The organism is Nonomuraea sp. NPDC050547, from assembly GCF_044457345.1.
GTDB lineage: Bacteria > Actinomycetota > Actinomycetes > Streptosporangiales > Streptosporangiaceae > Nonomuraea.
Window position 1 is genome coordinate 35,910 of record NZ_JBITGW010000012.1, and the last position, 19,768, is coordinate 55,677.

The 19,768-nt window shown below is 68.0% G+C and carries 21 protein-coding genes; 9 read left to right on the forward strand and 12 right to left on the reverse strand.

The window, feature by feature from the left end; genetic code table 11:
* Positions 1-9 precede the first annotated feature (9 nt).
* The 5 genes from ACIBHY_RS28455 to ACIBHY_RS28475 form a co-directional block, all read right to left on the reverse strand.
* Positions 10-1,434 carry an aldehyde dehydrogenase gene (locus ACIBHY_RS28455; RefSeq protein ID WP_397308191.1) on the reverse strand — a complete coding sequence of 475 codons (1,425 nt, stop codon included), beginning with the start codon at positions 1,432-1,434 and terminating at the stop codon, positions 10-12.
* 166 nt (positions 1,435-1,600) lie between these two features.
* The gene (locus ACIBHY_RS28460) at positions 1,601-1,837 is read right to left on the reverse strand and encodes a hypothetical protein (RefSeq protein WP_397257847.1); all 237 of its coding nucleotides are present in this window, start codon (positions 1,835-1,837) and stop codon (positions 1,601-1,603) included.
* Positions 1,838-1,954: 117 nt separating this feature from the next.
* The gene (locus ACIBHY_RS28465) at positions 1,955-2,350 is read right to left on the reverse strand and encodes a hypothetical protein (protein ID WP_397257849.1); all 396 of its coding nucleotides are present in this window, start codon (positions 2,348-2,350) and stop codon (positions 1,955-1,957) included.
* Between the two features lie 98 nt (positions 2,351-2,448).
* Positions 2,449-3,150: a type II toxin-antitoxin system PemK/MazF family toxin gene (locus tag ACIBHY_RS28470; RefSeq protein WP_397308192.1), complete on the reverse strand. Its 702-nt coding sequence runs from the start codon at positions 3,148-3,150 to the stop codon at positions 2,449-2,451.
* A complete protein-coding gene (locus ACIBHY_RS28475) occupies positions 3,092-3,757 on the reverse strand; it encodes a DUF4386 family protein (RefSeq protein ID WP_397308193.1) in 666 nt (221 codons plus the stop codon). Before ACIBHY_RS28475 ends, ACIBHY_RS28470 begins: the two co-directional genes overlap by 59 nt.
* 55 nt (positions 3,758-3,812) lie before the next feature.
* On the opposite strand from ACIBHY_RS28475, the gene ACIBHY_RS28480 reads away from it, so the two are divergent.
* Positions 3,813-4,421, forward strand: coding sequence for a TetR/AcrR family transcriptional regulator (locus ACIBHY_RS28480; RefSeq protein ID WP_397257853.1), 609 nt, complete (start codon positions 3,813-3,815; stop codon positions 4,419-4,421).
* A 127-nt stretch (positions 4,422-4,548) separates the two neighbouring features.
* Here ACIBHY_RS28480 and ACIBHY_RS28485 read toward each other — a convergent pair whose 3' ends face one another.
* Positions 4,549-5,358 (reverse strand): hypothetical protein, encoded by an 810-nt coding sequence (locus ACIBHY_RS28485; RefSeq protein ID WP_397308194.1) that lies wholly within the window; start codon positions 5,356-5,358, stop codon positions 4,549-4,551.
* Positions 5,359-6,142: 784 nt separating this feature from the next.
* Positions 6,143-6,478, reverse strand: a complete 336-nt coding sequence (locus ACIBHY_RS28490) for a hypothetical protein (protein ID WP_397308195.1) — start codon at positions 6,476-6,478, stop codon at positions 6,143-6,145.
* Between the two features lie 464 nt (positions 6,479-6,942).
* On the opposite strand from ACIBHY_RS28490, the gene ACIBHY_RS28495 reads away from it, so the two are divergent.
* Positions 6,943-8,001: a M4 family metallopeptidase gene (locus tag ACIBHY_RS28495; RefSeq protein ID WP_397308196.1), complete on the forward strand. Its 1,059-nt coding sequence runs from the start codon at positions 6,943-6,945 to the stop codon at positions 7,999-8,001.
* A gap of 182 nt (positions 8,002-8,183) precedes the next feature.
* Here ACIBHY_RS28495 and ACIBHY_RS28500 read toward each other — a convergent pair whose 3' ends face one another.
* From ACIBHY_RS28500 to ACIBHY_RS28515, 4 genes are all read right to left on the reverse strand, one after another.
* On the reverse strand, positions 8,184-8,675 hold the full coding sequence (locus ACIBHY_RS28500; RefSeq protein ID WP_397308197.1) for an SRPBCC family protein: 492 nt from the start codon (positions 8,673-8,675) through the stop codon (positions 8,184-8,186).
* Between the two features lie 10 nt (positions 8,676-8,685).
* Positions 8,686-9,321, reverse strand: a complete 636-nt coding sequence (locus tag ACIBHY_RS28505) for an SRPBCC family protein (protein ID WP_397308198.1) — start codon at positions 9,319-9,321, stop codon at positions 8,686-8,688.
* A gap of 12 nt (positions 9,322-9,333) precedes the next feature.
* Positions 9,334-9,717 carry an ArsR/SmtB family transcription factor gene (locus ACIBHY_RS28510; protein WP_397308199.1) on the reverse strand — a complete coding sequence of 128 codons (384 nt, stop codon included), beginning with the start codon at positions 9,715-9,717 and terminating at the stop codon, positions 9,334-9,336.
* A 159-nt stretch (positions 9,718-9,876) separates the two neighbouring features.
* Entirely contained in the window at positions 9,877-10,815 is a 939-nt protein-coding gene (locus tag ACIBHY_RS28515) for a hypothetical protein (protein WP_397308200.1), read from the reverse strand.
* A 55-nt stretch (positions 10,816-10,870) separates the two neighbouring features.
* Here ACIBHY_RS28515 and ACIBHY_RS28520 point away from each other — a divergent pair, with 55 nt between their 5' ends.
* The 7 genes from ACIBHY_RS28520 (at position 10,871) to ACIBHY_RS28550 (ending at position 17,758) form a co-directional block, all read left to right on the forward strand.
* Positions 10,871-11,323: a MarR family winged helix-turn-helix transcriptional regulator gene (locus ACIBHY_RS28520; protein WP_397257870.1), complete on the forward strand. Its 453-nt coding sequence runs from the start codon at positions 10,871-10,873 to the stop codon at positions 11,321-11,323.
* 474 nt (positions 11,324-11,797) lie between these two features.
* Entirely contained in the window at positions 11,798-12,016 is a 219-nt protein-coding gene (locus tag ACIBHY_RS28525; protein ID WP_397308201.1) for a hypothetical protein, read from the forward strand.
* A gap of 142 nt (positions 12,017-12,158) precedes the next feature.
* Positions 12,159-12,740, forward strand: coding sequence for a PadR family transcriptional regulator (locus tag ACIBHY_RS28530; protein ID WP_397308202.1), 582 nt, complete (start codon positions 12,159-12,161; stop codon positions 12,738-12,740).
* A complete protein-coding gene (locus ACIBHY_RS28535; RefSeq protein ID WP_397308203.1) occupies positions 12,737-13,477 on the forward strand; it encodes an ABC transporter ATP-binding protein in 741 nt (246 codons plus the stop codon). The genes ACIBHY_RS28530 and ACIBHY_RS28535 overlap by 4 nt, the downstream gene beginning before the upstream one ends.
* A gap of 5 nt (positions 13,478-13,482) precedes the next feature.
* The gene (locus ACIBHY_RS28540; RefSeq protein ID WP_397308204.1) at positions 13,483-15,276 is read left to right on the forward strand and encodes an FtsX-like permease family protein; all 1,794 of its coding nucleotides are present in this window, start codon (positions 13,483-13,485) and stop codon (positions 15,274-15,276) included.
* 919 nt (positions 15,277-16,195) lie between these two features.
* Positions 16,196-16,654 (forward strand): hypothetical protein, encoded by a 459-nt coding sequence (locus ACIBHY_RS28545; RefSeq protein ID WP_397257878.1) that lies wholly within the window; start codon positions 16,196-16,198, stop codon positions 16,652-16,654.
* 927 nt (positions 16,655-17,581) lie between these two features.
* Complete coding sequence (locus ACIBHY_RS28550; RefSeq protein ID WP_397308205.1) at positions 17,582-17,758, forward strand: hypothetical protein; 177 nt, start codon at positions 17,582-17,584, stop codon at positions 17,756-17,758.
* A 429-nt stretch (positions 17,759-18,187) separates the two neighbouring features.
* Here the strand turns inward: ACIBHY_RS28550 and ACIBHY_RS28555 are convergent, their stop codons facing one another.
* The gene (locus ACIBHY_RS28555; RefSeq protein WP_397308206.1) at positions 18,188-19,630 is read right to left on the reverse strand and encodes an alpha/beta fold hydrolase; all 1,443 of its coding nucleotides are present in this window, start codon (positions 19,628-19,630) and stop codon (positions 18,188-18,190) included.
* Positions 19,631-19,768: the final 138 nt, after the last annotated feature.

The following is a 19,768-nucleotide window of genomic DNA, read 5'->3' on the forward strand; positions in this document are numbered from 1 at the left end:
ACTTGTCAGTCAGCGACCGATGGTCTTGTACTCGATGTACTGGTTCAGGCCGGCGGTCCCGAACTCGCGGCCTATGCCACTGGCCTTGAAACCGCCGAATGATCCGTCCCAGGCGGGCATGGCACCGTTGACGAGCACGAGGCCGGTGCGGATGCGGCGGGCGACCTCGACGGCATGGCCGGGATCGGCGGCCCATACGCCGCCGCCGAGACCGTACTCGGAGTCGTTGGCGATGCGGACGGCGTCCTCCTCGTCGTCGAAGGGGATCACGACCAGGACGGGACCGAAGATCTCCTCGCGGGCGACACGCATGGAGTTGTCGACGTCCGCGAACAGGGTGGGCTTGACGTAGTGGCCGCCCTCCAGCCCTTCGGGGACCCCGGGGCCGCCGGTGACCAGGCGGGCGCCCTCGGCGACGCCGATCTCGATGTAGGAGATCACCCGCTGCCGCTGGTCAGCGTGGACCATGGGGCCGATGAACGTGGCCGGATCGGACGGATCGTCGACGATCAGCGACTCCATCATGGCCCTGATCGCCTCGACGACCTCGTCGTACCGGCTCCTCGGGGCGAGGATGCGGGTGTGGGCCTGGCAGTTCTCGGCGTTGTTGCTCAGTGAGTGGAACTTCAGGCCCTCCACGACGGCGTCGAGGTCGGCGTCCTCGAGGATGACCACGGCGGACTTGCCCCCCAGCTCCAGGCTGACCCGCTTCAACCGCTCACCCGCGATCGACGCGATACGCCGGCCGGCGGCGGTCGATCCGGTGAAGGCGATCTTGTCGACGCCGGGATGGGCGACCAGGTATTCACTGGTCTCGCGGCCGGCGGGCAGGACCGAGACCACGCCGTCGGGGAACCCGGCCTGGGCGAAGATCTCCGCGAGGGCCAGGGCGTCGATCGCGGTCTCCGGGGCGGCCTTGAGGATGACGGCGCAGCCGGCGAGCAGGGCGGGCACCATCTTGACCAGGGCCGCCTGGTGCGGGGCGTTCCACGGGATGACGGCGGCCACGACACCCACCGCCTCCCTGCGCAACAACGCGCCTGAGGGCAGCTTCTCCTCCCACTGCAGGTTCTCCGCCGCCCGCAGGTAGGCGCCGGTCTGCTCCGGCAGGCCGTAGACATTGAGGCCGGTGGTCATCGAGATCGGCGTGCCGTTCTCCGCGGTGATCAGCGCGGCCATCTCGGCGGCGCGGGCCGCGTAGAGCTCCTGGAAGCGCGCCACCGTCTTCTGGCGTTCCCCGGGATCGGTCCGCGGCCAGGGCCCATGGTCGAACGCGTACCGGGCCGCGGCCACCGCGGCGTCCACGTCCGCGGTGCCGGCGTGCGGGGTCCGGCCCACCAGCGACCCGTCGTGAGGAGAGCGGACCTCGATGATCTCCGTACCGGTGGGCGCGGTCCAGCGACCGCCGATGAAGAGCTCGTTGTAGAACGTCATGTCGTATCTCATTTCGTGGGGGCCGTGTCAACCTTTGGATGCGGCTCTCACTGAAATAGATATCGACATGCCGGAATAGCGGGAGGAGAGGTGCGTGAAATGGATAAGACCCGTGCACGATCGGGCGGATATTCAGGTGCGGTGATCGATCGAGACAGCCGAACGGTCAGGGACCCACCCACAGCTGCCACTCTGTGAGCGGAATCTCGACACAGAAGTAGTCCATCCAGGAACCGGCGTCCTCCCCGATCTGCCCCACTCGCTCACAGGTCTCCTGGTCCCACCACGACGAGTGGTAGGTGAACCCGGTTGCCGCCGTGGCGGCCTGGGCCGGCGTGGTCACCGGCCCCAGAAGCGCGGTCACTGCCAGCGTGGCGCCCGCGACGAGTTTGACTGAACGCATGGTTGCTCCTGCCGTAGAAAGGCTTGGACGAATCCACGCTAGGAACTGTCACCCGGAGGGCTCCACAACTTTCACGCCGGCTTGAAAGGTGAACGGCTTGCGTACCGGCCACCTCTCCTAGTCCCAGTCGTATTGGCACTTGGGCAGGCCGTGCCTGCTGGGGTTGGCGTCGAAGCCGTCGGAGGTGAACACGTAGCCGGCGGGCACCCAGCCCCACTTGCCCTTCCTGTCGCCCTGGGTCTTGTACCAGGTGGTGTTGCCGCCCTTGTGGTACTGGCCTTCCGACCAGCAGGTGAACCAGCTGTTCGTGGTCCACAGGTTGTCGATGAGGTAGCCGACGGGGGTGGTGGTGGACGGCTTGTCGTACAGCGGGGCGTTGCCCTCGTTGCCGCACCACAGCACGCCGTTGCCGTTGACACCGCAGCCGGCGGCCTGGGCTCCGGTCGCGGGAATGGTCACCGCGGCCGCGACCACGGCCGCGGCGCCGAGAATGGACTTCCAGTGCAGGTTCATGCCGGACAGTCCACCCCGCATCCGTGAACGGAGCCACCTCTAAGGTTTCAGGGTCCAGGTCACGCGCACATGTGAGGCGACCGCTCGGCAGCTCGCGATCAATATGAGTTCGGGCGATACACCCAGCCGGTTCGGTGTTGCCGCATCACCCCCTGCCAACTCGCCGTGTCGCACGGGCCTGCGATGCGGTGAAAGGCCTGGTGATAGAGGAAATGGGTCCTCGACAGGTCGAGCCAGCTGTCCTTCCGGGCCCGCTTGTCCCAGCGGGCGGTGGGGAGGGGCACACAATCGTGCCGGTGAGACTTGTCCTGGCTGGTGATCTTCAATACTTCGGCTCCGTTCCCGTGACTCCGTACCACGAGGCAGGGGCGAACCTTGGAGCCCGAGCCGTCGTCGAAAGGGACCGCGGCCCACCAGATCTGCCCGGGAGCCGGCCGGGAATTCCATGAGGAATCTGGAGGTCTTTGGTGGACCGACGGCCTCCGCTTAGTAGCCCGTACGCCGAGCCATGCGAGGAGGGCGAAGAAACCCACCAAGCATCCGAGGACAAGGAGAAGTCCAACGACTCGTTCCGCGGCTTCTGACGCAGCAGCCACCCAGGATAAGTACGGAACCATCACGAGGAGACAATCTAGAGCCCCTCCTGGACGAGCGGCGCTCTTTCGAACCCGCGTAGGGCGACCCGCTGGTGGAATCGCGCACCTGTCATGCTGTTGATCAAGCTGAGGCAGCGAACCTCGGTCAGCCGACCCCACTGGTCTCCATCGCACGCTCGTCCGAAGGCTGGAGCCTCCCCCCATATCGCACGGCCAGGCACAGCGCCCACAGGCTCCAGGCGAGATAGCCGACGAAGTTGGCCAGATCGGCACCGGCAAGACCGAGGGGCACCAGCACCCCCGCCGCGATCGCCACCGCAGAGACGACCCCCAGCACGGCGAACCAGCCCGGGACTCGAGGCAGGGCGGCCAGAACCAGCAAGGTCCAGGCGGAGGTGAACAGATAGCCCAAGGTTTCGCCGATGCCGGTGCCCAGATAGCCGTGCAGCGCGGCGAAGACGGTCTGGGCGCTCTGCGGATCGGGCGCGTGCGCCAGCGCGGGCACGGCGAACGGCCAGCGCAGCAGTCCCAGCATCTGGACGAGCCCGGCCAGCACCCCGACGTGAACCGACAGCGTGGCGGCGGGACCCGGCGGCAGACGGCGGCCGAGCAGGACGGCAGCCGGGACGAGCGCCGCCGCCGCCAGGGCGAGCACCAGGAACCAGGCGGAGATCGCGACCTGACCGGCGGCGAAGGTGGCGAGGATGGCGGCGGGCGGCTCGTCGAGCACGCCCGGGTAGTCGAAGGTGATGGCGAGCCCGGCAAACGCCAGGTTGGCGGCGAGCACGCTGACGATCATGGTCCATCTCATGAGAGCCCCTAACTCTGAACGATGTTTAACATTAAACACCGTTTAGAGTTGTCTTGTGAAGACCGGACCGCGACGATCTGTGAACCCCGAGGCCGTACTCGATGCCGCCCTCGACCTCCTCGACACGGGCGCCCTGACCATGCGGGCCCTCGCCGCCCGGCTCGGCCTGACCCCCGGAGCCCTGTACACCTACTTCCCCGACCGCGCCGCGATCGTGAGCGCCCTGGCCGACCGGCTCCTGGGCCAGGCCGACCTCACCCTGCTACAGAACGGCCCAGGCACCCCGAACGAGCGCATCACCGCCTTCTCCCTGAATCTGCGCGACGTCCTGATGCGCCACCCCGCGGCGATGCCCGCGATCCTGGGCGCCGCCTTCACCGGACCGGTGGCGCTGCGCGTCGGCGAAAGCCTGTACGAAGCCCTGCCGGACCCCCGCGCCGCCTACACCGTCATGGTCTACGTACTGGGCGCCATCGCCCTGGAAGCAGCCGAAGCCGGACCCACCCCCGAACCCGAGGCCGAACGCATAGCCGCCCGCCGAGCCGCCTTCACCGTCGACCCGGACGCCTTCCCCCACACCCACGCCGCGGCCGACACCATCGCCGCCTACATCTCCACCGAACAGTTCCGCTGGGGCCTGGAACGAGTCCTGTCAGCACTCTGAGGAATCGGCCCCGCAAGACACCGTCCGCTGGAGCCGCGCACGACTGTGGTGAAGCGCGTCGTGGCAGGTCTGATCCGTGCTTTCGCTTCGTCTGCTTTCGCGAAGGCAAGAAGGGCGTTGACAGCCTTCAGTAGATCTTCGGATTTCCCTCTGTCCATTCTTTGGGCCAGGCATCATCAGGGATGGCCACACCCCCAAGGTACAGTGCCTGGTAGGACGAGAAGTTTCCGTCACCGCTCATCGTACTGACACGAAACGGCGATCCATGGTTGTCAATGACTTGGGTCGCCGGCTTCCCATCACTCACGGTCTCCATGGACAGCGAGAACTCACAGTAACTCTTCGAGGTGAAGGCCTCGATCTGGAAAGTGATACTCTCACCCTTCGCCAGCCTCACTGTTTTCCCCGAAAAATAGTCACCTTCATAACCGTCTTCCCCTTGTTCCTGAGCACGGGAAGAGGGGTCGTCGAGGTTGAACCCGATGTACACATTCTCTTCCGGAGCGCCGGCCGAAGGATCGTAAAAGGCAGTTCCCCGGAGGGGCGCCGAGCAGCTCTTCTCTGCTTCCATCCCCACGATGGCCACGCTGCTGTCGCTGTTTCCTCGGACGACGACCTTCATGACGACGTCCCATGCGTCGACCGCGCCGTGCGCGCGCAGCCAGTCCGCTTGCTTCCGCGACCGGTCGGGAAGGGCGTGCAGTTCCGCCAGCTCGGAATCGCCGAAGTGGATGGCATCAGAAGCCACCCACGAGCCATCCCCGTCCGCGCCCGGCGGCTCAAGGCGAACGAGGTCTATCAAGACCGGCGGCCCGGCGGAAGGTGTGAATGAGGCCGAGGAAGGACTGGTGGAAGCATCAGGAGTGCGTGGGCTCGCCGTACCCGTCCCTCCTTCCAGAGGCTTTTCGGCAATTTTGATCAGCACCCCGACGAGCACAGGAACGAGGATCGTCGCAAGCGCCCACGCGACGTATCGCTTCCATCGTGGACGAGGTTTGTGGCCGACAGGGTGCACACGTCGGGGTTGCGTCATCGAGCGCGCCCTCCGAGATGACAGCGCTAGGTGATCCCAGATTTGCCCAGTGATCCATTTACTCAGAAAACGCGCTCACCGCCAACCCTTGGAGCAGCCCGCCCAAACTCAACTGATTGAGGTCGAAGACAGTCTTCCCAATGAAGGACATCGACCAGTACGCGGTGAGCCCTCCCGGCAAGTAACAGCGTTCATGAAGGACGACACGGCCCACTGATGGCCATCGGAGTGGTCATCGACAGCGCGCAGGTTCCGTGAACGCGCGGCGCCGTGATCGCCGGCACCATCCCCGAAACGCCGTACAGGGCGCCGGCAATCGAGACCGGCCACCTGAGGGCCGACGCGGTCACGCTGGACACGCCGGCAGCCTGACCTCGCCCAGCGCCGACGACGTCGAACGCCACAAGGCACGCCGCGCCAAGATCCAACTCGTGGTCCGCGAATACCTGGACTCGGTGGGCAAACGCCCCTTTCTGGCCCCGGCGGGCCCCCGGGTCGCCGTTCTCGACCCGAGCTGACCTTGGTGAAGTGCAGGACGATCGCCGTGACGAGTTCCCTGCCTGCTCGACCCATCGCCGCACCGCCGCCGACACCCGCCGCAGGAGACCCCGCAGCGGGCTGGATCGGCGCCATCGCGGCGACGCGAGCCGGGCGCCCGATCAGCGCCCCAGAGGTCGCACCGTGCACGTCACGGCTTGTACGAGCATGCACTCCAACCCTGGTAGGTGTCCTCGGTGTCGCCGTCCTTCCCGCCGTTGTTGTCGGCCCACCAGCTCCACACGTAATCACCCTGGTTCGTGATGTACCAGCTCCCGACGTAGTGGTTCCCGGTAGCGTGTCTGTGGCCTCTGACTTGCGAGGCGGGTTCCGCGCCGGGCCCAGCGTTGATGATGATCCAGCCCCAGGTGCACGGCTCGCTCGCCTGCGCCGGGGGCGTGGCGCCAGTGATCATGACGCCGACCGCGAACGCGGTGGTGACCCCGAGGGTGCCCCATCGCTTGAGAGCGCTCTTCAGTGGTTTCATGGTCCCGATCTTGGCGGTGCCCGCTCACCATGGCCTCACCGCGCGCTCACCGGTTCAACGTCATGAGCGTCGTCCAGAGATCTCCTGCCGACACCCCCGAGTCGCTCAAAGGCGGCGCGGTGACGGCGGCACTGACCACGGCCGCCAGAAGGACGCTGGTCCTGGCCGGTCCCTGCGGTTCTCCACGACGCCGATGTTGTCCTTCCCCGGCCGAGGTCACCGCTATCGGCGACCTCCCTGCGACGCCTGAAGCGACACGACCCTCAGGCTCCGGGCTGGGCGGCGCTGCGCTGGGAACACCCCGAACGTATTGGGGTGAGGCTTTCCGATACGGCCGGCCGTACCAGAAAGACCCAGGTCAGTCCAATGACCGGGTTTCGGGCACCACACATGTCCGGCGGGTTGACGACGGGTCAGGCCGATCTTAACCTCCAGACGCCACGGTCCCCTCCGGAAGGTGCATCGTGAACATTCCCGTCTATGCGGCAACAGCGGTGATGATGGCCTTGAGCCTCAACCCGACGCATGTCAGGGTCCCCGCCTACGGCTATCACAACGGCACGGTGTTGATCGACATCACCTTGGAGCGCGCCTATCACAGCCTGGTCGACCCCTTACGCCCCGGTATCTCGTGCTCGACCCACTACCCCACTCCCCTCAAGATGCCGTTCGACGTCCCGATCGGCTCCGGAAGACCCTGGGGCCGCAACTCCATCACCGCCTGCGGCGACCTCATGTACGGCGTGCAGCGCATGTGGGACATGCTGCGCGACTGGCTGGGCCGCGACGGCATCGACGGCGTGGGCGGCGGCGTCCCGGCCCGGGTCGAGTGGAACCCGCCCGCCCCGGTTCCTCCTCCCGTCGTCGACTTCGTCTTCCGCCGCGACGCCGACAACTTCCCAACCTCGCTGGATCTGGTGGGTCACGAGTACGGCCACGTCGTCTACCGCACCACCCCGGGCGGCGCCGGCGAAGACAACGAGAGCCACGGCCTCAACGAGGGCGCCGCCGACATCTTCGGCACCCTCACCGAGTGGTACGCGAACAACACGGTGGACCGGCCCGACTACGTGATCGGTGAAAGCCTCGAGCTGCCCAGCGGCCTGCCGCTGCGCCACACCTACGATCCGAGCCTGGATGGCCATCCCGGCTGCTACAGCGACCAGATCCCCGACGCCGAGGCCCCCGCCGCCTCCGGCCCTCTGCGCCACTGGTTCTACCTCCTGGCCGAAGGCAGTCACCCCGGCGGGGGCAACCCGGCCAGCCCGATCTGCGCCGGCGGCCCCGCCGCGGTGAGCGGCATCGGCATCCAGAAGGCCGGCAAGATCTTCATGGGCGCGCTCAACCACAAGACCCACTCCTGGCGCTACACCAGCGCACGCTCCGCCTCGCTCGCCGCGGCCATCGCGCTGTACGGCCCGCTCGGCCCCGAATGCGCCACCGTCCAAGCCGCATGGGACGCCGTCAATGTCCCTTCCCAGCCCGATGATCCCTCCTGCGCACCCCCGCACCCCGGCACCTGACCCCGCCCAGGCTGCTGGACAACGCCCGATGAACGTCGAGCCCACCCCTGCCCAAGTGGCCCTGCGTGAGCGGGTCACGCGGTCCGCCCGCGGCCTGGAGACGCGGGCCGCGCGGCACCGCCAGAGCACGATCGCGGGCCGGGCGTGCGGCGGGTGCGCGAGCCATGATGCTCAGACCCAGCTCAGTTCGTCCCTTGGCGGACGTCCGTCCCGTGCTCGGCGAACGCCTTGAAGTCCTCCATGTGCTGCTGCGACTGCTTGCGGAAAGAGCCAGGCATCACAAGCCCCACCAGCCGTAGCAGCAATCCGTCGAACCGGAATTCGCTCTCGCTCTCCCACAGCGTGGTGTCCGGACCGGCTGCGATCAGCCGGTCGCGCTGGGCCTGCCACATGCCCTCGCCGACGATCTCGCGGTCGTAGTGCACGACGACAGATCTGGGGATGGCGTGCAGGTCTTCAGGTTCCAGGCGCGTGATGGTCTCGGTGACCTCCATCTTCTGCTTCCCCATGTGAAACACGACTCGCGAGGTGGTGCCGACCTGGCCGTGCGCTCCGTCCACCGGCTCGTGCAGTTCCAGGCCTCGCAGCCACTTCGGCAGGTGCGCCGGGTCCGCGAGCATCTGGAGCACCTTCTCCCGCGGCAGGGCGATCTCGATCGAGGTGGTGTACTTCATCAGGCGCTCCCTACGGGGCGTAGAACGTGGTGGTGGCCTTGACGGCGGCCGCCACGTGATCCGGATCGCCACCGGCGGCCAGGTGAGCTTCGCCCCATGCCGCAGCGCTGCGCCGCACGAACTCGCGCCCTGTGGGCGAGGTCTGGAACTCCTCGTGATCGAGGGTCTCGCCGTCTGCCAGGAACCGGGCCAGGGTGAGGAGATGCAGGTCCCAGCCCACACCGCCGGCACCGGGGCCGTAGGTCGGGAACATGGGCTCCCCGACTGCCGCCGCGTGGACCAGTTCAAGCTCGGTGTCCCCGGCAGGGCCCGGGGACAGGCGCACTTCGACCTCGCTTGTGCCCGGCCACTCGTCGGCGTCCGGCCCGAAGAGCCAGGACACCCGCAGCAGACGCGGCGGCTCGCACCGGAGGATCTCCCCGTGCTCACCGCCGTCCAACGCGAACGACCCGCCGAGCCGCAGGTCTCCGGTGACCGCCTTCAACCAACGGCCCAGCCGCTCAGGGTCGGTGATGGCGTTCCACACGTCGTCGACCGGCGCGTCGTAGCGACGCCGCAACTCCATCGTGTACGCGTCGCCGGCGGGCAGGGCCGCTGTTCCCATCGTCCGGCGCGCAGCGGCCAGTTCGTCCAGTACGTCCTTCATGTCATGTTCCTTTCACTGGCGGATCGGCCTTGCCGACGTCGGTGCCGTGTCGGGCTGCCGACCGGCCAGGGACCGGGATGCACGCCTGCCTCGGGCCAGCTCGGTGCCCAGGGCATCGAGTCGCTGATCCCAGAACCCGCGAAACCGGTCCAGCCACGCGTCAACCTCGCTCAGCGACGTCGGGTCGACGGCATAGAACCGGCGAGCCCCCTCGGCCCTGACCGACGCGAACCCGTTCTCACGCAGAACGCGAAGATGCTGGGAAACAGCCGGCTGGGACAGCGCGAACTCAGCCCGGATCACGTCCGTGATCGCCCCGGAGGTCTGCTCACCCTCGGCGAGCAGCTCCAGAATGCGCCGGCGCACCGGGTCGCCGAGAATGTCGAACGCGTGCACGAACCAGAAATATACCAGGCTGGACTTATATAAGCCAGGACTGGTACTTCCGCCTTGCCCCAGATGTCGACGCACATCGACACCCGGCAACCCCATCGATGCGGGAGTCCTCGCTCGTCGGCGTCGGTCATCTTCCTCTCACCCAGCGACGCGGGGACCTCAGGCCTGCGCTTCGCCGAGGATGATGCCGCCCACGCCCAAGGCCGGGGCGTAAGGGTTGTCCGAGCGCTGGGCGACCGTGAAGAACACGGCGCGCCGCCTGCCGTCGGCGACGGCTGTCGGCTTCCACACTCCCGCGTCGTGCCACGGCGTCCCGTCGATGGTGCGGACGATGTGCCGCGCCGGCTTCCACGGGCCGTGGGGACTGCCGCCCCGGGCTCTCCACAGGCCGTGCTCGGGGGTGAAGACGGAATCGAGTGGATGCCGGGAGGTGATCAGGGCGAAGCCGTCGCCATCGTGCGCGACGAGCGCGTCGAAGCGATTCGACTCCGGTTGCCCGCGCCTGCGCCAGCCGCTGATGCCGTCGCCGCTCTCGGCCGACCCCGTCGACGGGCGCCCGTCGACGGCGAGCCCGGCCGTGTAACGCAGCAGCCAGGCTCCCTCGTCATAGAGCACGTTCGGCTCGAGAACGGTGCCGCGTTCCCATGGATGGCTCGCGGTGAAGACCGGCTCGGGATGACGCACCCAGCGAGTGCCATCCCATTGCAGGAAGCCGATCTGGTACGGGCCGTACAGGCTCCCCCACTCCGCGGAACTGGCGTAGTAGATCCGCTCGATCACCGCGCCGCCGGCGTCGCGACCTCGAGCGTAGGACGGGCAGTGGTAACCGGTGGCGTCCCACGCGCCGCTTGGCGGCGGTTCGGCCAGCCTGGCCGCTTGGCGTGGATCGTCGGGGCTCGTGATGATCTGCCAACCCGCGTCCAGCTTGGACGATTGAGCGGCGTACAGGTGAATGACCCTTTCCTCCGCTTGCATGCCGCCGAGAACCATCCACCAGCGGCCGTCACGACGGGTGACGCCCGGGTCTGCCACGGTGTCGAGGTTCCGTAGATGGGCCAGGCCTTTCCCGGTCGCACCGCCGAACACCAAGTCTTTCATGTCGATACTCCGTACGATAGTCGAACATTTCGATTTCAGATAGTACGATCATCGTATGGAAGAGGCAACAGATCCCGTGATGGCGCTGATGGGGTTGCAGCAGCGGGCTGCGGCGCTTGGCACCGTCCACGCCGAGCAGATCGCCCGCCGGCTCGGCATCACCGCGACCGACCTGAAGTGCCTGTTCCTCCTGCTGCAACGGCCGCACACGCCCCGCGAGCTGGCGGCCGCCCTGCACCTGACACCCAGCGCGATCACATCCGTCATCGACCGGATGGTTGGGGCGGGGTTCGCGCGACGCGAACCGTCGCAGACCGATCGGCGGCGCTATCTGGTCACCGCTGTGCCGGATCGTGCGCAACAGGCCATCAAGCTGTACACGCCGCTCTTCACCAGCATGCGCCAGGTGCTCGCACACTACGACGACGACCAGCTCGCGACGCTGCGCGACTTCGCCCAGCGCACGGTGGATGCTTTCGAGGAGCTGACGACGCGGCCGCAGGATTGACGGGTCAATTGCGCCCCACCAGGATGAGGCCGGGCGTCAGGGTACGGGTGCGCGGCCGCCACCGCGGCCAAGCCGGCCTCGGCCCGCCAGGCAGCACTGCCGCCGGGCTACCCAGATCGTCACGCTACCCAACGTCAACGTCCCCAACTTCCAGCGCCGCGCAACTGCTTTGCCCCGGCACCAAGCGCGTCCTCGGCGGCGGCGCGGACATGTACCGATCACCACCCGGCGCGATGTCGGCTGGCGGCACCGGGGCATCATCCCGCCGCGGCTGGACACCCTCACCCGGCAGGCGTCGATCCGGCTACTGGGCGACCTGATCGGCCCGACCCCACGCCACCGACCACGGCGCGCTGGACGCGCACGAACTCGGCGACCTGCCGCTCGCTCACCCAGGCCGACGTCTACATCACCCGCACCCCACGCTGCGCCCCGGCCAGCTACCTGCATTCGCTGCGGCAGGCGACCGCCCGCATGCACGCCGCCGCGCTCAGTCCGCTGGCCGCGCAGGTGCTGAACGTGCTGGCTCGCCTCGCTCCCAACCACCTTCCCTGCTTTGTGCTCGCCGGTCCGGATGACGATGAGCAGACCGTGGACGAGGCGCTCGTGCTGCTGGCCTCCTACAGCCTCATCACCCTGGCCACCCGATCTCCCGTGGTGGCGGCCCCGGCGAGGCGGGGCAGGAGATGGTGAGCACGCATCGGCTGGTCCAGGCTGCCATCTGTGACGTACTAGGGCAAAAGGTTCAAATCAAACGCCCTCTAAGTCAACGAGTCGCGGTTTGACACCTTTCATAGATAACCGCTATCTATTAGCCAACCGTTAGGGGGTTGGTGTGCAGGACACGGTGCTGGCGATGCTCGCCAAGGAGCCCTCCCACGGCTACCACCTGCACGCCCGGCTACGCCGCAGCCTCGGCCCACTGGGCGAGTCGATGAACCGTGGCCAGATCTACGTGACGCTGACCCGCCTGGAACGGGCGGGCCTGGTCGCCTCCGCGCGGGAGGACGGCCTGCCCGAGCGGCCCGAGCGCAAGGTGTACGCGCTGACGCCGGACGGGCAGCAGCGGGTCGCCGCCTGGCTGGCCGAGGTGGGCTGGCCGAAACCGGACCTGGCGGAGTTCCACCTCAAGCTCGCCGCCGCGGCGGCGGCCCGGCTGGCCGACCCGGTGGAGCTGGTCGCGGCGCAGCGACGCGAGCTGCTGCGCCGTCTGCGCGAGGTGCAGCAGGCGGCGCTGGCCGAACCGGCGGGATCGGGCGCCGGCCTGCTCCTGGAAGGCGTCGTGCTGCGGCTGCGAGCGGACCTGCGCTGGCTGGACGCCTGCGAGCACGCCTGGTCGGGCGCCTGGCTCAAAGCCGGTTCCGGGGCCGGTTCCGCGGAAGATCCCACAGTAGAGGACGAGGTCGAGGGCGGATGAACATGTCGGAGGCCGCATTGCTGGCCCACGGCCTGGTGAAGACGCACGGTCACGGTCAGAGCCGGGTCCGCGCCGTCGACGAGGTCGACCTGGAGGTGCCCCGGGGACAGACGCTGGCCGTCATGGGGCCCAGCGGCTGCGGGAAGTCCACCCTGCTGCACCTGCTGGGCGGGCTGGAGCGGCCCACCGGCGGCGAGGTGTGGCTGGCCGGGCGACGCGTCGACACGCTGAGCGAACGAGCCCTGGCACGCCTGCGGCGCCGCGCGGTGGGCTTCGTCTTCCAGGCCTTTCACCTGGTGGAGGAGCTGTCCGCGGCCGAGAACGTGGAACTGCCCGCGCTGCTGGCCGGACGCTCGCGCAGCCAGGCCAGGCGGCGCGCGAACCTGCTGCTCGACCAGGTCGGCCTCGCCGGGCGCGCCCGGCACCTGCCCTCGCAGCTGTCCGGCGGCCAGCGCCAGCGGGTCGCCGTCGCCCGTGCCCTGGCCAACGACCCGCTGGTCGTGCTGGCCGACGAGCCGACCGGCAACCTCGACACCGCCGCCACCCTCGACATGCTCCGGATCTTCCAGGAGTTGCGGTCCTCCGGGCAGACCCTCGTGATCGTCACCCACGACGAACGGGTGGCCGCCACCGCTGACCGGCTCGTCTCCATGCGCGACGGGATGTTCGTCGACGACACCCGGCTGACCGGCGCTCCCTCGCGCGGTCTCGGCGGGCTGATCGGGCTGGAGGGCTGAGCGCCGTGGGCTCGGCCGCACTCGTGGTCCGCCTCGTGCTGGCCGACCTGCGCCGGCACAAGGCGCAGGCCGCGATGCTCCTGCTCGCGGTCACCGTGGCCACCGCCACCCTGGCGTTGGGCCTGTCCCTGCGCGGTGTGAGTGACGCGCTGTATGAGCAGACCCGGGCGGCCACCGTCGGCCCGGACGTGGTGGCGCTGTCCGGCGTCACCGGCGCCGAAGCGACCGAGGCGCTGGCCTCGCTGGCGGAGTCTCCCGAGGTGGTCGCCCACCACGGCCCGTACCGCATCGTCTACGCCGATCTCACCGCGCGCGGCTCGCTGTCCTCCCCCGTGGTCGTGCACGGCTTCGCCGCCGAGCGCGGCGCGATCGACCGGCCGCTGGTGACCTCGGGTGCGTGGGTACGCGCCGGAGGCACGGTCCTGGAACGCGGCTTCGCCACCGCCCTGGGCGTCGGCGTCGGGGACCGCGTGATCATCGCCGGCCGGGCGTACCCCGTCGTCGGGATCGCCGTCACCGCGGCCACCTCGATCTACCCGTGGGCGGCGCAGATCGGCCCGTACGGCGGCGCGAGCGACTACAGCGGCCTGGCCTGGATGACCCGGGCGGACGCCCGGGCACTGGCGGCCTCCCGGGACCTGCCGGTGTCGCTGGCCCTGGACCTCAAGCTGCGCGATCCCGCCGCCACCGAATCCTTCCGCGAGGCGCACCGCGGCCTCCCGGGCAGGATCAACTTCCACTCCTGGCAGTTCAAGGCCCGCCAGGACGCGGTCATCCTCAGAAACAGCCAGCCGATCTTGGTGGCCGGCAGCTGGCTGCTCGGCTTCCTGGCCGTCGCCGGGGTGGCGGCGCTGGCCGCGGGACGCGCCGTCGAGCAGACCCGCAGGGCCGGGCTGCTCAAGGCCGTCGGCGCCGGACCGGGGCTGATCGGCGCGGTCCTGCTCACCGAGTACCTGGCGCTGGCGCTGGCCGGCGACGCGCTGGGGCTGGTGATCGCCCGCCTCGCCGCGCCCGTGATCGCGAGCCCCACCGCCAGCCGGATCGGCGACGCGGGCGGGCCGGAGGCGGGCACCGTGGTGGCGGCGACCGTCCTGGCCGTGGCGGTGGCGGTGCTGTCCTCGCTGCGTCCCACGGTGCGGGCCCTGCGCACGGCGACCGTCACGGCGCTGGCCGGCACCGCGCACCGGCCCCGTCACCGGCCCTGGCTCACCGCGCTGTCGTCGTGGCTGCCCACGTCGCTGCTGCTCGGGCTGCGGCTGACCGCCCGCCGGCCGGGCCGCGCGGTCCTGCAGGCGTGCTCAACCGCCACGACCGTGGTCATGATCGTCGCCCTGGTGACCCTCCACGCCCAGCCGGACCGTGGCTACGGCCTCGACGGCTCCTCCGCCCTGCCCAACCTGCGGGGCGTGCACGACCGGCGGCTGATGCTCGCCGTCACCGTCCTGCTGATCACGCTCGCCATCGTGAACACCATCACGTTCACCTGGACCACCGCCATGGAGGCCCGCGCGAACATGGCCATCGCGCGTACGCTCGGCGCCACCCCGGGCCAGATCGCGGCGGGACTGTCCACCGCCCAGATCCTGCCCAGCCTGCCCGGCGCCGTCGCCGGCGTCCCGGTGGGCATCGGCCTGCTCTCGCTCTTCGCCGCCGGGAACTCGACCGGGCCGCCCGCCTCCTGGTTGACCGGCGCCGCGCTCGCGACCGTCCTGGCGACGGCGGCACTCACCGCGCTGCCCGCCCGTCTGGCCGCCCGCCGGCCCGTGGCCCGGGTCCTCAGCGCCGAATCGGCGACTTAGAGGGAGTGGTGTTGGGGTGGTCGGGGCCGAGGTCAGGAGGCCCGGCTTTGATTCGAGAGCCTACCGCGGCTCTCTCAGGTGCCGCCCTTCATCGAGGCGAGGACGTCGACACCGTCTGGATCCACCGCCCCGACTTCGTGGCGTTCCTGGGCACCACCCTTCATCGAGGTCGTGCGGCGTGTGAGGAAAGCACCGGTGGCATGGCGCCGCCTCACCGTTCGAGGCTTGGTCAGAAGCTCTATCCTGGCCCACGCCCAGCGAGCTACAACGAGAACGGGCGGGACTCCGTGAGGCTGGAGGCCCGCCCGTACCTGCGATGTTGCCCTGGTCAGCGACCGGAACCGCTACTCAAGATCGAGTGCCACCTGCGGGGGACCGTGCAAACGGGCACCGCAACGAACTGCGGGAAGTGAAAACGACCGTGGTGGTTACGGATGATATTCGGCTGAGGCCAGAGACCTGAACGGCGATGGCGGCGCCAAAGAGAGGGCGCCATGATCTTGGCTAGCGGCGAGAGGTAGTTGCTGGGCGTCCGGGACGCAGTTGGGGTGCCGGCGCGTACCGGCCTATGTCGCGTACACGCGAGAGACCACCGAGCGATCATGCGTCCTTGACGTTCGGTTCTGTCCGGCTGACGCTCGCACATCTTTGCGTCCCCTCGGTGCAAGGTCACGGTCGTTAGAAGCTGAGGACCCGCTCAAATCAGGTTGAGCGTTCGCTCAGACGAGAGTGATCGACACCTGAATACCTCCAGGTCAGGTTAGGTGGACGAATTGTCGGCACCCACAGCGTTGCCGACGCCGACGCGCGCCCGGGGCGCGTTCAGACATACCCCCGACATACCACGTTCTGCTGAACTGCCACGGAACGCGCCAGATAGCCGACGAAGCGGAAAGGCAGGTTCATGAGAACACCAATCATGTCAGCCGCGCAGAGAATCGCTACAGGGCTGGCCCTGTCCGTCATCGCCTTAGGCACCACAGTTATCGTCCCGCAAGCGGCTTCGGCATCCCCGGGCTACCTGTATTCCAAGTGGGGCGCGAACTGCAACAAGGGTGACACGAAAAGAGCGTACGAGACCTCCATCTCCCGCCACCACTACGACGAGCAGCACATCCGCATGAACTGGGGATACCCCGAGGGAAAGAGCGTCGCGCGCCAGCGGGCCTACAACCGCGCGCGCGTCGAACCGTACTGCGTGAGAGGGCAGGGCCCCGGCGTCTGGAAGTGGCATTCGCACTACTACGGCATCGCGAGCGGAAAGGTAAGCCGACTGAAGATCGGCTACCACATGTGCAGCCGCGCTGGAACATGCAGCAAAGCACACAAAACTACGTACGGGACATGGCGAGCGGGCTGGACCCACGAAAAGGTGTGACAAAAGACGTTCCATCACCCCCGAGTAGGTGTCGCATAGGCCTACCGACGACCTACATCACCAAAAAGTCCCTCTCCCATCCCCGCCCGCCGCAACACACATGATCAATTATGGCTGGGAGCAGCGGGAGTGGCCAGGACCCGCTGGATGATCACGAGCGTGGTTCCCTCGCCTGACCACGCTCGACCATCCCGATAGCGCGTCCCACCGGGCATACTTCCGAACCACCCGATGAGCACGCGATCACGCTGTGCCACTTCAGGCTTTCAGTCTTTGTAGACGTACCTGGTTACGAATCTGTCGACAGCCAAGATCAGCTCTGCAACCATCTCCGAAACGTCTCCTTCTGCTCAGCCACGGTTCCGACATGAGCGAGATCGGCTGGCTCGAAGATATCAACGTGGGGAGGAGAGTCGGAGGTGCGTGGCTTTATGGGGGCATACGCATATCTCCCGCGCGCCATCTGGCGTTGTATAGGCGAGGGGTAGACATCTCTCCGCGCACCGTTGCACAGGAGGAGCCCTCGATTTCGAGCTCTTTTCGGACAACGACCATGCATTCAAAAGGTCGTTACTCAAAGCATTAATGACGCGCCCGTCTGCCCCTATCAGATTGACAGTCGCCCTCCTTGGTCGAGAAGGAGATTGGGACCTCTTCGCGCGAATCTTCTCGCATGCCCGGACCTGCCGGCCGAAGCGACCTGGACGCCCGCCCACGGTGCGTTCTATCCGCGCTCGTGCTGCGCCTGGTCCGGGAGAACCCGTCCTGAGGCCACCCGGGGGTGCACGGCGAACTCACCATGCTCGCCTTAAGGTCGCGCCGTCCACGGCCTGGGAGATCCTCAAGCAGGAAGGCATCGACCCGGCACCTGAGTGGGCGGCCGATTTCCTGCGCTCGCAAGCCGACACTCTTCTGGCTTGCGATTTCATGGAGACCGTCACCCTGAGCGGGCAGCGCCCGTACCTTCTGGCCGTCATCGAGCACGCCAGCAGGCGCGTCTGTGTGCTCGGCACCACCGCCCACCCCACCGCGGCATGGGTCACCCAGGCGGTAAAAACCTCGTCCTGGATCTGGAGGACGCGGGCTGCCGGGCACGGTTCCTGATCCGAGACCGGGGCGGCAAGTTTCCCACTCTCGTGGAGGAGATTCTCACCGGTATCCGGATGCCACGGATGAACTCCATCATGGAGCGGTGGGTGCAGACCTGCCGTCGCGAACTTCTGGACCGATGTCCGCTCTGGAATGAAGGCCATCTACGCGACCGGCCGGCGGAATCCTTCACGAGTACTCACATGTCGCTTGAACTGCACGAATGTAGTTTTCGGCAGGCGCAAGGTCCGTCGACATCAGCTCACTACCGCCACTGACCGATTGGATACTGCTCAGGGGCGAGACACAACAATCAGGTACATTGCCCCGTCTCAAGTCGGCTTTCCATCCTGTGAGCCACGCGAACCACGATTACGCAGAGCTACCTTGCCCCTGGTGTGGCGCCCCGGGCGCCGGGCCTTGATGTACGGACGTCGCCGCAGGTCACTCGGCGGGGCAGGTCGTGTCGGGTGGTGGGAGCTTCAGATCGGTGAGGTACGCGGTCATGTGTCTGATCACGCACTTCTGGCCCGTCGCCCACATAACGTGGCCTGGCCCCTCGTAGGTGACGGTCACCGAACCCGGGATCATATCGGTGAGGGTCCGGGTCGTCGCCACGTCGGTGTACGCGCTTCCCACACCCAAGGTCGGCGGGAGGGCATCCGCCGGGAGCGGGCGGGGCGGGTTGACGACCTTCAGGGGCCAGCCCGCGCACCCGAGGCCGTCGAACCGGGTGGACCCGAGATTCGGCATGGCCTTCTCCGCCGCGCGACGGTAGGTCCGCAGGTTGTCATAGCCGGTGAACCCGCGACCGTCGCCGCAGCTCATCGCCAGGAGGCCGGGCGCGGACCAGAGACGGGTGTTGGTGATGACCCAGGTGCCGAAGCCGGACCCGTCCCCACGCCGCGCCTTGTCGAGCGACTGGGCGAAGACCAGCCAGCTCTTGTGGTTCTCGCCCGGGAGGGCCGGGAAGGCGAACTGCCGCAGCATCCATCCGGTCATCTCGCCCTTGCCGAACATGGGAGAGGTGGCGGGGATCGGCTTGCGGTCGGCCTTGCGGACGAACGCGCGCCAGACCGCTTCGGCGTCCTCGCCGTGCAGCGCGCAGTCGGAGGTGTCCGCGCACCAGGTGACGAACTCCTCGAACTTCTCCTCAAAGACAGCGTGGAACCGGAGCACTTGGTCGTCGAACCCCGCGGTCTGGTTGATCACGCCGTCGGCGTACAGGGCCCGGATCCGCTGCGGGAACAGGCGGGAGTAGGCGACGGCGGGCACTCCGCCGTAGGAGGAGGCCAGGAGGCTCAGCCGCTCCTCACCCAGCGCCTCCCGGATCGCCTCCATGTCCCTGGCCATCGCCATGGAGTCCACGTGGGCGAACAGTCCGGTGGCGTCCGCCTTCTGGCAGGCGCGAAACGCCTTGGTCAGCGCGGCGGTCTGGGCGGCGTACCGCTTGCGGCTGGGAGGGTCTTCCAGCTCGGTGCCGGGCTTCCAGCAGACCTTGGGCATGTTCGTGTGCCAGAGCTTGGTGCGCGGTCGGTAGAAGACAAGGTCGAAGCGGCTGCCCAGGTCCTTGAGGTGGTGAGCTGCCTTCACGTCAGTGATGCCATCGCCCCCGGGTCCGCCGGGGATGCTCAGGATGCTGCCGATCCGGCGGGCGGGTTCGGTGGCGGGCAGCCGGGCGAGCTCCAGCCGGATCTTTCGCCCGCCGGGCTCGGCCCAGTTCACCGGTACGTCGAGGGTGGCGCACTCGGTGGGCGCGGGGAATTCCTTGTCCGCGCACTTCCCCCAGGTGAGCCGTCCGGGCTCGGCCGCAGCAGGGAACGAGGCCGCTGGCGAGAGCGCTGCCGTGGCCGCCGTGACGGCGAGGACCGCCAAAGCATTCCTCACGACCCTCACCTCAGCGCTCCGGGTCTCGTCACACGCCGGAAGCGTTCGGGCAATCCTTGAGTGATCATGACTTTCATCCTCGGACGGACACGGCCGGGAATCGTCGTCCTCCTGGAGGATTGTCGACTGGGAGTCTGC

What these genes read in the sequence shown, in the direction of transcription:
- ACIBHY_RS28470 (WP_397308192.1), bottom strand. Translation starts at nt 3,150, where the DNA reads ATGGGGGGAGGCTCCAGCCTTCGGACGAGCGTGCGATGGAGACCAGTG.
- ACIBHY_RS28465 (WP_397257849.1), bottom strand. Translation starts at nt 2,350, where the DNA reads ATGAACCTGCACTGGAAGTCCATTCTCGGCGCCGCGGCCGTGGTCGCG.
- ACIBHY_RS28520 (WP_397257870.1), top strand. Translation starts at nt 10,871, where the DNA reads ATGGAAGAGGCAACAGATCCCGTGATGGCGCTGATGGGGTTGCAGCAG.
- ACIBHY_RS28535 (WP_397308203.1), top strand. Translation starts at nt 12,737, where the DNA reads ATGAACATGTCGGAGGCCGCATTGCTGGCCCACGGCCTGGTGAAGACG.
- ACIBHY_RS28490 (WP_397308195.1), bottom strand. Translation starts at nt 6,478, where the DNA reads ATGAAACCACTGAAGAGCGCTCTCAAGCGATGGGGCACCCTCGGGGTC.
- ACIBHY_RS28550 (WP_397308205.1), top strand. Translation starts at nt 17,582, where the DNA reads ATGGAGACCGTCACCCTGAGCGGGCAGCGCCCGTACCTTCTGGCCGTC.
- ACIBHY_RS28460 (WP_397257847.1), bottom strand. Translation starts at nt 1,837, where the DNA reads ATGCGTTCAGTCAAACTCGTCGCGGGCGCCACGCTGGCAGTGACCGCG.
- ACIBHY_RS28515 (WP_397308200.1), bottom strand. Translation starts at nt 10,815, where the DNA reads ATGAAAGACTTGGTGTTCGGCGGTGCGACCGGGAAAGGCCTGGCCCAT.
- ACIBHY_RS28525 (WP_397308201.1), top strand. Translation starts at nt 11,798, where the DNA reads ATGCACGCCGCCGCGCTCAGTCCGCTGGCCGCGCAGGTGCTGAACGTG.
- ACIBHY_RS28475 (WP_397308193.1), bottom strand. Translation starts at nt 3,757, where the DNA reads ATGAGATGGACCATGATCGTCAGCGTGCTCGCCGCCAACCTGGCGTTT.
- ACIBHY_RS28545 (WP_397257878.1), top strand. Translation starts at nt 16,196, where the DNA reads ATGTCAGCCGCGCAGAGAATCGCTACAGGGCTGGCCCTGTCCGTCATC.
- ACIBHY_RS28455 (WP_397308191.1), bottom strand. Translation starts at nt 1,434, where the DNA reads ATGACGTTCTACAACGAGCTCTTCATCGGCGGTCGCTGGACCGCGCCC.
- ACIBHY_RS28505 (WP_397308198.1), bottom strand. Translation starts at nt 9,321, where the DNA reads ATGAAGGACGTACTGGACGAACTGGCCGCTGCGCGCCGGACGATGGGA.
- ACIBHY_RS28500 (WP_397308197.1), bottom strand. Translation starts at nt 8,675, where the DNA reads ATGAAGTACACCACCTCGATCGAGATCGCCCTGCCGCGGGAGAAGGTG.